12 protein-coding genes are annotated in these 15,021 nt (G+C 70.7%); 11 read left to right on the top strand and 1 reads right to left on the bottom strand.

The genetic code is table 11. The features are described 5' to 3' along the window. Nucleotides 1-113: 113 nt before the first annotated feature. Entirely contained in the window at nucleotides 114-509 is a 396-nt protein-coding gene (locus ACIBBD_RS15635; protein WP_399419926.1) for a DUF2267 domain-containing protein, read from the top strand. Nucleotides 510-592: 83 nt separating this feature from the next. Here the strand turns inward: ACIBBD_RS15635 and ACIBBD_RS15640 are convergent, their stop codons facing one another. Continuing rightward, nucleotides 593-1,189 carry a TetR/AcrR family transcriptional regulator gene (locus tag ACIBBD_RS15640; protein WP_399419927.1) on the bottom strand — a complete coding sequence of 199 codons (597 nt, stop codon included), beginning with the start codon at nucleotides 1,187-1,189 and terminating at the stop codon, nucleotides 593-595. 96 nt (nucleotides 1,190-1,285) lie between these two features. Here ACIBBD_RS15640 and ACIBBD_RS15645 point away from each other — a divergent pair, with 96 nt between their 5' ends. The 10 genes from ACIBBD_RS15645 to ACIBBD_RS15690 all read left to right on the top strand — a co-directional run bounded on the left by ACIBBD_RS15645 (nucleotide 1,286) and on the right by ACIBBD_RS15690 (nucleotide 14,939). Beyond that, nucleotides 1,286-2,902, top strand: coding sequence for a carboxyl transferase domain-containing protein (locus tag ACIBBD_RS15645; RefSeq protein WP_399419928.1), 1,617 nt, complete (start codon nucleotides 1,286-1,288; stop codon nucleotides 2,900-2,902). Nucleotides 2,903-2,913: 11 nt separating this feature from the next. Then, nucleotides 2,914-4,848, top strand: a complete 1,935-nt coding sequence (locus ACIBBD_RS15650) for an acetyl/propionyl/methylcrotonyl-CoA carboxylase subunit alpha (RefSeq protein ID WP_399419929.1) — start codon at nucleotides 2,914-2,916, stop codon at nucleotides 4,846-4,848. Continuing rightward, nucleotides 4,845-5,804 (top strand): hydroxymethylglutaryl-CoA lyase, encoded by a 960-nt coding sequence (locus tag ACIBBD_RS15655; RefSeq protein WP_399419930.1) that lies wholly within the window; start codon nucleotides 4,845-4,847, stop codon nucleotides 5,802-5,804. Before ACIBBD_RS15650 ends, ACIBBD_RS15655 begins: the two co-directional genes overlap by 4 nt. Next, nucleotides 5,804-6,964, top strand: coding sequence for an acyl-CoA dehydrogenase family protein (locus ACIBBD_RS15660; RefSeq protein ID WP_399419931.1), 1,161 nt, complete (start codon nucleotides 5,804-5,806; stop codon nucleotides 6,962-6,964). Before ACIBBD_RS15655 ends, ACIBBD_RS15660 begins: the two co-directional genes overlap by 1 nt. A 766-nt stretch (nucleotides 6,965-7,730) precedes the next feature. Next, the gene (locus ACIBBD_RS15665; protein WP_399419932.1) at nucleotides 7,731-8,780 is read left to right on the top strand and encodes an ABC transporter substrate-binding protein; all 1,050 of its coding nucleotides are present in this window, start codon (nucleotides 7,731-7,733) and stop codon (nucleotides 8,778-8,780) included. A 112-nt stretch (nucleotides 8,781-8,892) separates the two neighbouring features. Next, complete coding sequence (locus ACIBBD_RS15670) at nucleotides 8,893-9,744, top strand: siderophore-interacting protein (protein ID WP_399419933.1); 852 nt, start codon at nucleotides 8,893-8,895, stop codon at nucleotides 9,742-9,744. 171 nt (nucleotides 9,745-9,915) lie between these two features. Continuing rightward, nucleotides 9,916-11,358: a lysine decarboxylase DesA gene (desA, locus tag ACIBBD_RS15675; protein ID WP_399419934.1), complete on the top strand. Its 1,443-nt coding sequence runs from the start codon at nucleotides 9,916-9,918 to the stop codon at nucleotides 11,356-11,358. After that, a complete protein-coding gene (locus ACIBBD_RS15680) occupies nucleotides 11,342-12,625 on the top strand; it encodes a lysine N(6)-hydroxylase/L-ornithine N(5)-oxygenase family protein (RefSeq protein ID WP_399419935.1) in 1,284 nt (427 codons plus the stop codon). The genes desA and ACIBBD_RS15680 overlap by 17 nt, the downstream gene beginning before the upstream one ends. Continuing rightward, on the top strand, nucleotides 12,622-13,173 hold the full coding sequence (locus ACIBBD_RS15685; protein ID WP_399419936.1) for a GNAT family N-acetyltransferase: 552 nt from the start codon (nucleotides 12,622-12,624) through the stop codon (nucleotides 13,171-13,173). Before ACIBBD_RS15680 ends, ACIBBD_RS15685 begins: the two co-directional genes overlap by 4 nt. After that, nucleotides 13,170-14,939 (top strand): IucA/IucC family protein, encoded by a 1,770-nt coding sequence (locus ACIBBD_RS15690; protein ID WP_399419938.1) that lies wholly within the window; start codon nucleotides 13,170-13,172, stop codon nucleotides 14,937-14,939. The genes ACIBBD_RS15685 and ACIBBD_RS15690 overlap by 4 nt, the downstream gene beginning before the upstream one ends. The last annotated feature ends 82 nt before the right edge of the window (nucleotides 14,940-15,021 follow it).

Here is a 15,021-nt window from a genome sequence, read left to right on the forward strand (position 1 = left end):
CGGAGACGAGCGGCAGGGGCCGACCGGCGGCGGAGGACGGGCACCTGATCTCCCCCTCGTCGGCTGCGCCCCCACCAAAGCGAAGAAGCCGAAGAAGGGTGGTGGCGGCCGACGTGACCCTGCGACGCGAAGCGTTCCTCGACCACGTGAAGGAACGCGGCGAGTACGAGAGTGAGCAGGAAGCAGAACGCGCGGCGCGCGTGGTCCTCGCCTTGCTGGGCGCGCATCTGGTCGGCGAGGTACGCGCCCGGCTGGCGGCGCGTCTGCCCGAAGGCTTCGCCCTGATCCTGCTCAACCCGCTGCAGAGCGCCGAGCCGCTGCCGCCGGAACGGTTCGTGCGGGCGACGGCGGCCTGGATCGAGGGGGCCACCGAGCAGACCGCGGCCTGGGACGTCGGCGCCGTCCTCAGCACAGTCGCGGACGCTGCCGGGGACGACCTCCTCAACCAGGTCCTGCTCCAGCTCCCGGCAGGGTATGACCTCCTCTTCGGCCGCCCCCGACCCACCTGACAAAGCGGCCACGGGCGGTGCGGGTGGGACAACCACCCCCGCCCGGGGTCACGGACGGTGCCGGTGGGACCGAACCCGCAGGCCTACCGCTCGCCCGCCGAGCCGAACGCCCCGCGGGCCATTCGGTGCAGGAGGGCCGCCGTGGCACCGCGGCCCGGGAGGGAACCCGCCCTCCCCAGATGGGGGGTCGAGTTCAGCAGTCCGAACACCGAGTGGACCGCCGACCGCGCCGTCGGTTCGGTCAGCTCGGGGTACACCTCACGGACCACCCCGACCCACAGCTCCACGTACTGCCGCTGCAGCTGCCGCACCAGCTTGCGGTCGCTGTCGCGGAGGCGGTCCAGCTCGCGGTCGTGCAGGGTGATGAGGGGGCGGTCGTCGATCGCGAAGTCGATGTGGCCCTCGATGAGGGAGTCGAGGACCGCCTCGGGGCCGACGCCGTCGGCCTCCTGCAGACGGCGCCGCGCGCCGTTGAGCAGCTGGCCGCTGATCCCGACCAGCAGTTCGGCGAGCATCGCGTCCTTGCCGGGGAAGTGCCGGTAGAGACCGGGGCCGCTGATGCCGACGGCGGCGCCTATCTCGTCCACCCCGACGCCGTGGAACCCGCGCTCGGCGAAGAGCCGCGCGGCCTCCTTGAGGATCTGCTCGCGGCGGGTGGGGGCGTCGGTTCTCGTGGCCATGGAAGCAATTCTAGACAGGGAGGTTAGCGGTCGTTAACCTGAAGGAAATGGTTAACGCTCATTAACAGTCGATCACTGGGTGAGGGGACCGCAAGGATGGAAGAGGCACCGGAGCTGACGAGCGCGGCGGACCCCGCGTCGGAGGCCTGGCGGGCCAATGAACAAGCCCACCTCGCACTCGTCGAGGAGCTGCGCGCCAAGCTCGCCGCCGCCCGGCTGGGAGGCGGCGAGAAGGCACGGGCGCGGCACACCGCGCGTGGGAAGCTGCTGCCCCGCGACCGGGTCGACACCCTCCTCGACCCCGGCTCCCCGTTCCTCGAGCTGGCGCCCCTCGCCGCCGACGGGATGTACGAGGGGCAGGCCCCGGCCGCCGGGGTCATCGCCGGGATCGGGCGGGTGAGCGGGCGGGAGTGCGTCGTCGTCGCCAATGACGCCACCGTCAAGGGCGGGACGTACTACCCGATGACGGTGAAGAAGCACCTGCGGGCCCAGGAGGTCGCGCTCGAGAACCGGCTGCCCTGCCTGTACCTCGTCGACTCCGGCGGCGCCTTCCTGCCCATGCAGGACGAGGTCTTCCCCGACCGTGAGCACTTCGGGCGGATCTTCTACAACCAGGCCCGGATGTCGGGCGCCGGGATCCCGCAGATCGCCGCCGTGCTCGGCTCCTGCACGGCGGGCGGGGCGTACGTCCCGGCCATGAGCGACGAGGCCGTCATCGTCCGCGACCAGGGGACGATCTTCCTCGGCGGGCCCCCGCTCGTGAAGGCCGCCACCGGTGAGGTCGTCACCGCCGAGGAGCTCGGCGGCGGTGAGGTCCACGCGCGCGTGTCGGGTGTCACCGACCATCTCGCCGAGGACGACGCGCACGCGCTGCGGATCGTGCGGACCATCGTGTCCACCCTTCCTGCCCGCCCGGCGCTCCCCTGGGAGGTGCGGCCCGCCGTCGAGCCCAAGGTCGACCCCTACGGCCTCTACGGCGCCGTCCCGGTCGACTCCCGTACCCCCTACGACGTACGGGAGATCATCGCGCGCGTGGTCGACGGGTCCCGGTTCGCCGAGTTCAAGGCCGAGTTCGGGCAGACCCTCGTCACCGGCTTCGCCCGGATCCACGGGCACCCGGTCGGGATCGTCGCCAACAACGGCATCCTGTTCTCCGAGTCCGCCCAGAAGGGCGCGCACTTCATCGAGCTGTGCGACCAGCGCGGGATCCCGCTGGTGTTCCTGCAGAACATCTCCGGGTTCATGGTCGGCCGGGACTACGAGGCCGGCGGCATCGCCAAGCACGGCGCCAAGATGGTGACCGCCGTGGCCTGCACGCGCGTGCCGAAGCTGACGGTCGTCGTGGGCGGGTCGTACGGCGCCGGGAACTACTCCATGTGCGGCCGCGCCTACTCCCCCCGCTTCCTGTGGATGTGGCCGAACGCCAAGATCTCCGTGATGGGCGGCGAGCAGGCCGCCTCCGTCCTCGCCACCGTCAAGCGCGACCAGCTGGAGGCGCGCGGCCAGGAGTGGCCGCTGGAGGAGGAAGAGGCGTTCAAGGACCCGATCCGGGCGCAGTACGAGCGTCAGGGCAACGCCTACTACGCCACCGCCCGCCTCTGGGACGACGGCGTCATCGATCCGCTGGACACGCGCCAGGTGCTCGGCCTGGCCCTGACCGCCTGTGCCCACGCGCCACTGGGTGACCCCCAGTTCGGCGTCTTCCGGATGTGAGGAGGGGAACCGTGTTCGACACCGTGCTCGTGGCCAACCGGGGCGAGATCGCCGTACGCGTCATCCGCACCCTGCGGTCGCTGGGCGTGCGCTCGGTGGCCGTCTTCTCGGACGCGGACGCCGACGCCCGGCACGTCCGCGAGGCCGACACCGCCGTACGGCTCGGTCCGGCGCCGGCCGCCGAGAGCTATCTGTCCGTGGAGCGGCTGCTGGAGGCCGCCGCCCGCACCGGCGCCCAGGCCGTCCACCCCGGGTACGGCTTCCTGGCGGAGAACGCGGGCTTCGCGCGCGCGTGCGCCGACGCGGGGCTCGTCTTCATCGGGCCGCCGGCGGAGGCGATCTCCCTGATGGGCGACAAGATCCGGGCGAAGGAGACCGTGCGGGCGGCGGGCGTGCCCGTCGTGCCCGGGTCCAGCGGCAGCGGGCTCACCGACGCCCAGCTCGTCGAGGCGGCCCGTCGGATCGGTGTGCCGGTGCTGCTGAAGCCGAGTGCCGGCGGTGGCGGCAAGGGCATGCGGCTGGTGCGCGACCCCGCCGTACTGGAGGACGAGATCGCCGCCGCCCGCCGTGAGGCCCGCGCCTCCTTCGGCGACGACACGCTCCTCGTCGAGCGGTGGATCGACCGGCCCCGGCACATCGAGATCCAGGTCCTCGCCGACGGCCACGGGCACGTGGTCCACCTGGGCGAGCGCGAGTGCTCCCTGCAGCGCCGGCACCAGAAGATCATCGAGGAGGCGCCCAGCGTGCTCCTCGACGAGGCCACGCGGGCCGCGATGGGCGAGGCGGCCGTGCAGGCGGCCCGTTCCTGCGGGTACCGGGGCGCGGGCACGGTGGAGTTCATCGTCCCCGGCGGGGATCCGACGTCGTACCACTTCATGGAGATGAACACCCGGCTCCAGGTGGAGCACCCGGTCACCGAGCTGGTCACGGGGCTGGACCTGGTGGAGTGGCAGCTGCGGGTGGCGGCCGGGGAGCCGCTGTCCTTCGGGCAGGACGACGTCCGGCTGACCGGCCACGCGGTCGAGGCGCGGCTGTGCGCGGAGGACCCGGCGCGGGGCTTCCTCCCGTCGGGCGGCACCGTGCTGCGGCTGCACGAACCGCAGGGCGACGGCGTCCGCACCGACTCCGGGCTCGACGAGGGCACCGAGGTGGGCAGCCTGTACGACCCGATGCTGTCCAAGGTGATCGCGTACGGCCCCGACCGGGCGACGGCGCTCAGGAAGCTGCGGGCCGCCCTCGCGGAGACGGTCACGCTGGGCGTGCAGACCAACGCCGGGTTCCTGCGCCGGCTGCTGGCCCATCCGGCGGTCGTGGCGGGCGAGCTGGACACCGGCCTGGTCGAGCGGGTGGTGGACGAGCTGGTCCCGGCCGACGTACCGGAGGAGGTCTACGAGGCCGCCGCCGCCGTTCGGCTGGAGGCGCTGAAGCCGAGCGGGCAGGGGTGGACGGATCCCTTCTCCGTGCCGAGCGGCTGGCGGCTGGGCGGGACGCACCGGCCGGTCGCCTTCCCCCTGCGCGCGCCGGGACGCGAACCCGTCACCCACCGGATGCGCGGCGCCCACACCGTCACCGGCGACCGGGTCCACGTCACCCTCGACGGTGTCCGGCACACCTTCCACCGGGCGGGCGACTGGCTGGGCCGCGACGGCGACGCCTGGCAGGTGCGGGACCACGATCCGGTCGCCGCGTCCCTGACCGGGGCCGCGCACTCCGGCGCCGACTCGCTGACCGCGCCCATGCCGGGGACGGTGACGGTGGTGAAGGTCGCCGTCGGCGACGAGGTGACCGCGGGTCAGAGCCTGCTGGTGGTGGAGGCGATGAAGATGGAGCACGTCATCTCCGCCCCGCACGCCGGCACGGTCGCCGAACTGGACGTCACCCCGGGCGCGACCGTCGCCATGGACCAGGTGCTGGCCGTGATCGCGCCGCACGGGGAGGAGGGATGACCGTGCGAGGGCTTCCGATGACCGTGCCGGCGCCCGGCCTGCCCGAGCGGGTCAGGATCCACGAGGTGGGCGCGCGCGACGGCCTGCAGAACGAGCCGTCGACGGTGCCGACCGAGGTGAAGGCGGAGTTCGTGCGCCGGCTCGCCGGGGCGGGGCTGACGACGATCGAGGCGACCAGCTTCGTCCACCCCGCGTGGGTGCCCCAACTCGCCGACGCCGAGCAGCTGTTCCCCATGGTGGCCGACCTGCCGGTGGAGCTGCCGGTGCTCGTGCCGAACGAGCGCGGGCTGGACCGGGCGCTGGCGCTCGGCGCGCGCCGGGTCGCCGTGTTCGCCAGCGCCACCGAGTCGTTCGCCAAGGCCAACCTCAACCGCACGGTGGACGAGGCGCTGGCCATGTTCGCCCCGGTGGTGGAGCGGGCCAAGGCCGACGGCGTGCATGTGCGCGGCTACCTCTCCATGTGCTTCGGCGACCCCTGGGAGGGCGCGGTCCCGGTGCCGCAGGTCGTCCGGGTGTGCCGGGCGCTGCTCGACATGGGCTGCGACGAACTGAGCCTGGGCGACACGATCGGGGTGGCGACCCCGGGTCATGTCGTCGCCCTGCTCACCGCGCTCGACGAGGAGCGCATCCCCGTGGGCGCGCTGGGCGTGCACTTCCACGACACCTACGGCCAGGCCCTCGCCAACACCCTGGCCGCGCTCCAGCGGGGCGTCACCACCGTCGACGCCTCCGCGGGCGGCCTGGGTGGCTGCCCGTTCGCCAAGTCCGCCACCGGAAACCTCGCCACCGAGGACCTCGTGTGGATGCTTCACGGCCTCGGTATCGACACCGGGGTCGACCTCGGCCGTCTCGTCGCCACCAGCGCGTGGATGGCCGGCCGGCTGGGCCGGCCCAGCCCGTCCCGAACCGTCCGAGCCCTGGCCCACAAGGCCGACGAGGACCTCAAGGAGCAGTGATGGACCACCGTCTCTCCCCCGAACTCGAAGAACTCCGCCGCACGGTCGAGGAGTTCGCGCACGACGTCGTCGCGCCGAAGATCGGCGACTTCTACGAGCGGCACGAGTTCCCGTACGAGATCGTCCGCGAGATGGGCCGCATGGGCCTGTTCGGCCTGCCGTTCCCGGAGGAGTACGGCGGCATGGGCGGCGACTACCTCGCCCTCGGCATCGCGCTGGAGGAGCTGGCGCGCGTCGACTCGTCCGTGGCGATCACCCTGGAGGCGGGTGTCTCGCTGGGCGCCATGCCGGTCCACCTGTTCGGCACGCCGGAGCAGAAGCGCGAGTGGCTCCCCCGCCTGTGCTCCGGCGAGATCCTGGGCGCTTTCGGTCTGACGGAGCCCGACGGCGGCTCGGACGCGGGCGCGACCCGTACGACGGCCCGCCTCGACGAGACGACGAACGAGTGGGTGATCAACGGCGGCAAGTGCTTCATCACCAACTCGGGCACCGACATCACCGGCCTGGTCACGGTCACGGCGGTGACGGGCCGCAAGCCGGACGGCAGGCCGCTGATCTCCGCGATCATCGTCCCGTCCGGCACCCCCGGTTTCACGGTCGCGGCGCCCTACTCGAAGGTCGGCTGGAACGCCTCCGACACCCGCGAGCTGTCGTTCTCGGACGTCCGGGTCCCGGCGGCCAACCTGCTGGGTGAGGAGGGCCGCGGCTACGCCCAGTTCCTGCGCATCCTCGACGAGGGCCGCATCGCCATCGCGGCGCTCGCCACCGGCCTCGCCCAGGGCTGCGTCGACGAGTCGGTGAAGTACGCGAAGGAGCGTCACGCCTTCGGCCGGCCGATCGGTGCCAACCAGGCCATCCAGTTCAAGATCGCGGACATGGAGATGCGGGCCCACACCGCCCGCCTGGCCTGGCGCGACGCGGCCTCCCGCCTGGTGGCCGGGGAGCCCTTCAAGAAGGAGGCGGCGCTGGCGAAGCTGTACTCGTCGACGATCGCCGTCGACAACGCCCGTGAGGCCACCCAGATCCACGGCGGCTACGGCTTCATGAACGAGTACCCGGTCGCCCGCATGTGGCGCGACTCCAAGATCCTGGAGATCGGCGAGGGCACGAGCGAGGTGCAACGGATGCTGATCGCACGGGAGCTGGGGCTGGCGGGCTGAGGGCGGCGCCGCTGCCCGCCGAGCAGCGACCGTACTCCGTCGATCGGGTCCGTCAGCGGGGCGGCCGCCGCCCCGAGGGCCGCGACGACGCCCGAGATGGCGAGCTCGGCCGGTACGAGGAGGCAGGGCGGGCCGCGCGGACCGCGCGCGGCGCTCCGCCGGGATGCGCGTGCCGTCGGCGACGACCGGACGGTTGTCGCCGACGGACCGCGCGGCCCCCGGACCGAACTCCTCGCGCACCTGCCGGGGTTGGCTCCGCAGTCCCTCGATCGCCTGGCCGACGGAGGACAGCTGCCCGCGTTTGACGATGCCTCGGCTGTTCGCTCCGCCGATCATGTTCACGGTGTCGCCGGACCCGCTGCGGTGGAATTCGAAGGTGCGCACTTCTTCACGCGGCCGCCTCCCCCACCCCAACAACCGCCTGCTCACCTTGAGAGCGACGGCGGGACCGCGGCCGGTAGGTGGCGGCCGCGCCGGCAGCGGTGGGCCAAGTCTTTCCTGCGTCTCCACGAGTTCCCTGTCAGGCCGTGCAGGCCGGGCAGGCCGTGACCACGCGGAGACCATTGAGCGCCCCGAGACGACCCAGCGAGAGGCGAATTCTCGCCAACTCCCTTTTCCGGGCGACGAACTGACCGAAGGGCACCCGGGCTCGGACATTCAAACAGGATGTGGATCACACCGCCCCACCCCTGGACAAGATCTGAGGTTAGGCTAACCTACCTTCGAATTGTCCGGCGGTGATCCGCACGTTCGAAAGCAGCCACACATGTCCAACGCCAGAGCCACCCACCTCACCCGCCGCGGCATTCTCGCCGCCGGTGGCGCCCTCGGCCTCGGTGCCGTGCTCGCAGCCTGCGGGGACGACGACGCGAAAAGCGGTGGCTCGGAGTCGACGGCCGGCGCCGCTGCCAAGTCCGGCCCCTGGACGTTCAAGGACGACCGCGGCACCACCGTCAAGCTCGACAAGATCCCGGCGAACATCGTCGCGTTCACCGGTGTCGGCGCCGCCCTGCACGACTACGGCATCCAGGTCAAGGGCGTCTTCGGCCCCACCAAGACCACCGACGGCAAGGCCGACGTCCAGGCCGGCGACATGGACATCACCAAGGTCGAGATCCTGGGCAACGTCTGGGACGAGTTCAACGTCGAGAAGTACGCGGCCCTCGCGCCCGACGTGCTCATCTCCACGACCTTCGACAGCGCCGGCACCCTCTGGTACGTCCCCGAGGCCTCCAAGGACAAGATCGCCAAGCTCGCCCCGAGCGTCGCCGTCTCCGTCTACGACCGCCAGCTCACCGCGCCGCTGGAGCGCATGTGGGAGCTCGCCGAGTCGCTGGGCGCCGACATGACCGCCGCCAAGGTCACCGACGCCAAGAAGCGCTTCGAGACCGCCGCCACCCGCCTGCGCGCCGCCGCCAAGGCCAAGCCCGACATCAAGGTCATGGCCGGTTCCGCGAGCGACCAGCTCTTCTACGTCTCCGGCACCAACCTCTCCATCGACCTCGAGTACTTCAAGGCCCTCGGCGTGAACTTCATCGAGCCGCCGGAGAGCGCCAAGAAGGAGGGCGGCGGCTGGTACGAGTCGCTGAGCTGGGAGAACGTCGACAAGTACAAGGCCGACATCATCATGATGGACGACCGTTCCTCGACCATCCAGCCGGCCGCCATCACCAAGGCGACGTGGAAGCAGCTGCCCGCCGTCAAGGCCGGGCAGATCATCTCCCGTTCGCCGGAGCCGATCCTGTCGTACGACAAGTGCGTGCCGCTTCTCGAGACCCTCGCCGAGGCCCTCGAGAACGCGAAGAAGGTCGCCTGACACCCAGGGTGTCGAGGGGCGTGGGCGAACCGCGGGCCGTTCGTGGCTGGTCGCGCGGTTCCCCGCGCGCCCCTGAGGTCGGTCACCCTCCCCCACGTCCCAGGAGCACCCCATGACCACGGCCGTCGCCGCCCCCTTCCGCTTCTTCTCCCTCCAGGTCGTACGGACTCGGCGGCTCGGGCCGTCCCTGGTCCGGGTGAGCCTCGCCGGGGAGGACCTGCGGTACTTCTGCTCCGACGGGTACGACCAGTCCCTGTCGCTGTTCCTGCCGCACCCGGGACAGAGCGAACCGCAGATCCCCTACCACCTCGGCGACGGCTGGTGGCAGGCCTGGCGTGAACTCCCGGACGACGTACGGGCGGTGATGCGCTCGTACACGCTCCGGTCGCTGCGCCGCGACGCGCTGGGCCGAACCACCGGGATCGACATCGACTTCGTGCTGCACACCCCGGCCGGGCCCGCCTCCCGGTGGGCCGCCGGGGCCACCGCCGGGGACCGGGTGGTGCTGCTGGGGCCGGCCATCGCCGACAACCGGGCGATCCGCTTCCGCGCACCCGAGGACACCGACCTGGTTCTGCTGTGGGGCGACGAGACGGCCCTGCCGGCCATCTCGTCGATCCTGGAGTCGCTGCCGGCCGGTCTGCGTGTGCGGGCCTGGCTGGAGGTGCACGACGCCGGCACCGTCCAGGACCTGGCGACGCCGGCGGACGCCGACATCACCTGGCTCGTGCGCGACGGCCACGGCGACGACGGCGAGGGGTCCCCCATGGCCCTCGCCGCCCTTCGTGACGCCCCGCTCCCGCCCGCCGAACGGCCGTACGTGTGGATCGCCGGCGAATCGGCCCACGTGAAGCAGTTGCGCCGGCACTTCGTCGGTGAGCGCGGGATCGACCGGCGCAGGATCACCTTCGTCGGGTACTGGCGCCAGGGCCTGACCGAGGAACAGCTGCGCGAGCAGGAGTAGGCAACCGCCCTACCCGTCAAGGAAGTTGACGGCGGGTACAAACGTGATCACTGTCACCGCAGGGGCCGGGTCGCGAACAGGTTACTTAGGTTAGGCTAACCTAAGTTGAATCCGCGACTCCGCCCCTGAGTCCGTCCCGCAGCGGACCGTCCCCATCGGAGGACCCCCACCATGCGCTCGCACCTGCTCAATGACACGACCGCGGAGCAGTACCGCCGCTCCGTGACCGAAGGAGTAGAGCGGGTGGCCGCCAAACTCGCCGCCACCGACCGTCCGTTCACCGGCGTCACGGTCGACGCCCTCGCTCCCCGCATCGAGCAGATCGACCTCGACAAGCCGCTGGGCGACAGCTCCGCGGCCCTGGACGAGCTGGAGGAGGTCTACCTCCGCGACGCGATCTACTTCCACCACCCCCGCTACCTCGCCCACCTCAACTGCCCGGTCGTCATCCCCGCCGTGCTGGGCGAGGCGGTCCTCTCCGCCGTCAACTCCTCCCTCGACACCTGGGACCAGTCGGCCGGCGGCACCCTCATCGAGCGCAAACTGATCGACTGGACGGCCGCCCGCATCGGCCTCGGTCCCGCCGCCGACGGCGTGTTCACCTCGGGCGGCTCGCAGTCCAACCTCCAGGCACTGCTGCTGGCCCGTGAGGAGGCCAAGGACGACGACCTGTCGAAACTGCGCATCTTCGCCTCCGAGGTCAGCCACTTCAGCGTGAAGAAGTCGGCGAAACTGCTGGGCCTCGGCCAGGACGCGGTGGTCACCATCCCGGTCGACCACGACAAGCGCCTGCAGACCGTCGCGCTCGCCCACGAGCTGGAGCGCTGCGCGAAGGACGGCCTGATCCCCATGGCCGTCGTCGCCACCGCCGGCACCACCGACTTCGGCTCCATCGACCCGCTGCCCGAGATCGCCGAGCTGTGCGAACAGTTCGGCGCCTGGATGCACGTCGACGCGGCCTACGGCTGCGGCCTGCTCGCCTCGGTGAAGTACCGCCACCGCATCGACGGCATCGAGCGCGCCGACTCCGTCACCGTCGACTACCACAAGTCCTTCTTCCAGCCGGTCAGTTCCTCCGCCGTGCTGGTCAAGGACGCGGCCACGCTGCGCCACGCCACCTACCACGCCGAGTACCTGAACCCGCGCCGGATGGTGCAGGAACGTATCCCCAACCAGGTGGACAAGTCCCTGCAGACCACCCGCCGCTTCGACGCGCTCAAGCTGTGGATGACCCTGCGCGTGATGGGCGCCGACGGCATCGGCCAGCTCTTCGACGAGGTCTGCGACCTGGCCGTCGAGGGCTGGAAACTGCTGGCCGCCGACCCGCGCTTCGACGTGGTCGTCGCACCGTCCCTGTCCACCCTCGTCTTCCGCTACATCCCCTCGGCCGTCACCGACCCGGCCGAGATCGACCGCGCCAACCTCTACGCCCGCAAAGCCCTGTTCGCCTCGGGTGACGCGGTCGTCGCGGGCACCAAGGTGGGCGGCCGCCACTACCTGAAGTTCACCCTGCTCAACCCCGAGACCACGACGGCCGACATGGCCGCCGTCCTCGACCTGATCGCCGGCCACGCCGAGCAGTACCTGGGAGAGTCCCTTGACCGCGCTTGCTGACACCACGGAAAAGACCTACGACTTCGTGGGCATCGGGCTCGGCCCCTTCAACCTCGGCCTCGCCTGCCTGACCGAACCCATCACCGAACTCGACGGCGTCTTCCTCGAGTCCAAGCCCGACTTCGAGTGGCACGCCGGCATGTTCCTCGACGGCGCCCACCTCCAGACCCCGTTCATGTCGGACCTGGTCACCCTCGCCGACCCGACCTCGCCGTACTCCTTCCTCAACTACCTGAAGGAGAAGGGCCGGCTGTACTCGTTCTACATCCGCGAGAACTTCTACCCCCTGCGGGTCGAGTACGACGACTACTGCCGCTGGGCCGCGAACAAGCTGAGCAGCGTCCGCTTCGGCACCACCGTCACAGAGGTGACGTACGACGAGGCGGACGAGGTGTACGTCGTCAGGACGACCGACGGCGACGCGTACCGCGCCCGCCGCCTGGTCCTCGGCACCGGCACCCCGCCCTACATCCCCGAGGCGTGCCAGGGCCTGGACGGCGACTTCCTGCACAACTCCCGCTACATGAGCCACAAGGCGGAGCTGCAGAAGAAGGAGTCGATCACGCTCGTCGGCTCCGGACAGTCGGCCGCCGAGATCTACTACGACCTGCTCAGCGAGATCGACGTCCACGGCTACCAGCTGAACTGGGTGACCCGCTCCCCGCGCTTCTTCCCGCTGGAGTACACCAAGCTCACGCTGGAGATGACCTCGCCGGAGTACATCGACTACTTCCGCGAGCTGCCGGAGGCCACCCGCTACCGGCTCACGGCCCAGCAGAAGGGCCTGTTCAAGGGCATCGACGGCGACCTGATCAACGAGATCTTCGACCTGCTGTACCAGAAGAACCTCGGCGGCCCCGTGCCCACCCGGCTGCTCACCAACTCCTCGCTGAACAGCGCGACGTACCACAACGGCACGTACACCCTCTCCTTCCGCCAGGAGGAGCAGGGCAAGGACTTCGAGCTCAGCTCCCAGGGGCTGGTCCTGGCCACCGGCTACAAGTACGCCGAGCCGGAGTTCCTCAAGCCGGTCCGGGACAGACTGCGCTACGACTCGCAGGGCAACTTCGACGTCGCCCGCAACTACACCATCGACACCACGGGCCGCGGTGTCTTCCTGCAGAACGCGGGCGTGCACACCCACAGCATCACCAGCCCGGACCTCGGCATGGGCGCCTACCGCAACAGCTACATCATCCGTGAGCTGCTCGGCAGCGAGTACTACCCGGTCGAGAAGACCATCGCGTTCCAGGAGTTCAGCGTATGAGCACCACCACGGCCATCGGCCCCCTCACCCTCCGCCCCCTCGACCCCCTGAAGGACGCCGAGCTGCTGCACGCCTGGGTGACGCACCCGAAGGCGGCCTACTGGATGATGCAGGACGCGAAACTGGAGGACGTCGAGCGCGCGTACATGGAGATCGCCGCCGACGAGCACCACCACGCGCTGCTCGGTCTGCACGACGGCGAACCGGCCTTCCTGATGGAGTACTACGACCCGGCCCACCGCGAGCTCGTCGGCCTGTACGAGCCGCTTGCCGGTGACGTCGGCATGCACTTCCTGGTCGCCCCCACCGACCGTCCCGTGCACGGCTTCACCCGCGCGGTCATCACCGCCGTGATGGCGCACCTGTTCGCGGACCCGGCCACGGCCCGTGTGGTGGTCGAGCCGGACGTCTCCAACAAGGCCGTCCACACGCTCAACGAGGCCGTCGGCTTCGTGCCCGAGCGGGAGATCCAGAAGCCGGAGAAGAAGGCGTTGCTGAGCTTCTGCACCCGGGAGCAGTTCGTCGCCGCCACGGGGGTGCGCGCATGAGCCTCGCCGACGCCGTGAACCACCTCTCCCCGGACCGCTGGGAGCAGGCCAACCGCCTCCTGATCCGCAAGGCGCTCGCCGAGTTCGCCCACGAGCGTCTCATCACCCCCGAGCGGCAGGGCGACCAGTACGTCGTGCGCAGCGACGACGGCCTGACGTCCTACCGCTACACCGCCGTGCGCCGGGCCCTCGACCACTGGCAGGTCGACGCCGACTCCATCACCCGGGTGCGCGACGGTGCCGAACTCCCGCTGGAGGCGCTGGACTTCTTCGTCGAGCTGAGGCAGGCGCTGGGACTGAGCGACGAGATCCTGCCGGTGTACCTGGAGGAGATCTCCTCCACCCTCTCCGGCACCTGCTACAAGCTGACCAAGCCGCAGCTGCGGTCGGCGGAGCTGGCGCGGGCCGGCTTCCAGGCGATCGAGACCGGGATGACCGAGGGCCACCCCTGTTTCGTCGCCAACAACGGGCGGCTCGGCTTCGGCGTCCACGAGTACCTGTCGTACGCGCCGGAGACGGCGAGCCCGGTCCGCCTGGTGTGGCTGGCCGCGCACCGCTCGCGGGCGGCGTTCACGGCGGGCGTCGGGATCGAGTACGAGGTGTTCCTGCGGGAGGAGCTGGGCGAGGCGACGGTCGAGCGCTTCCACGGCACCCTGCGCGAGCAGGGCCTGGACCCGGCCGACTACCTCCTCATCCCCGTCCACCCCTGGCAGTGGTGGAACAAGCTCAGCGTCACCTTCGCCGCCGAGGTCGCCCGCAGGAACCTGGTGTGCCTGGGCGAGGGCGACGACGAGTACCTGGCACAGCAGTCCATCCGGACCTTCTTCAACCGGTCGCACCCCGAGAAGCACTACGTGAAGACGGCCCTGTCCGTCCTCAACATGGGGTTCATGCGCGGCCTGTCGGCGGCGTACATGGAGGCGACGCCGGCGATCAACGACTGGCTGGCCCAGCTCATCGACAACGACCCGGTGCTGAAGTCGACCGGCCTGTCGATCATCCGGGAGCGGGCGGCCGTCGGCTACCGGCACCTGGAGTACGAGGCGGCGACGGACCGCTACTCGCCGTACCGCAAGATGCTGGCCGCGCTGTGGCGGGAGAGCCCGGTCCCGTCCCTCCAGGACGGCGAGTCGCTCGCGACGATGGCCTCGCTGGTCCACGTGGACCACGAGGGCAGGTCGGTGGCCGGCGCGCTGATCGAGCAGTCGGGCCAGTCCCCCACCCAGTGGCTGCGCGCCTACCTCCAGGCGTACTACACCCCGCTGCTGCACAGCTTCTACGCCTACGACCTGGTCTTCATGCCGCACGGCGAGAACACCATCCTGGTCCTCAGGGACGGGGTCGTGCAGCGGGCGATCTACAAGGACATCGCCGAGGAGATCGCGGTCATGGACCCGGACGCGGTGCTGCCGCCGGAGGTGCGGCGCATCCGCGTGGAGGTCCCGGAGGACAAGAAGCTCCTGTCGATCTTCACCGACGTCTTCGACTGCTTCTTCCGTTTCCTGGCGGCCGGCCTGGCCGCCGAGGGGATCCTGGAGGAGGACGACTTCTGGCGCACGGTCGCCGAGGTGACGCGCGCGTACCAGGAGGCGACGCCCGAACTCGCCGACAAGTTCCGGCAGTACGACATGTTCGCCCCGGAGTTCTCGCTGTCCTGCCTCAACCGGCTCCAGCTGCGCAACAACAGGCAGATGGTCGACCTGGCGGACCCGTCGGGCGCCCTCCAGCTGGTCGGCTCCCTGAAGAACCCGATCGCCGGGTTCTGATGCGGACGGGCGGGCGCCCCCCGAGTACGGTCCTCGGGGGGCGCCCGTCGTTGCGTCTGCGGCCTGCTTCACCGGCTGGTTC

It is taken from the genome of Streptomyces sp. NPDC051315 (genome assembly GCF_044455165.1).
Taxonomy (GTDB): Bacteria; Actinomycetota; Actinomycetes; order Streptomycetales; family Streptomycetaceae; genus Streptomyces.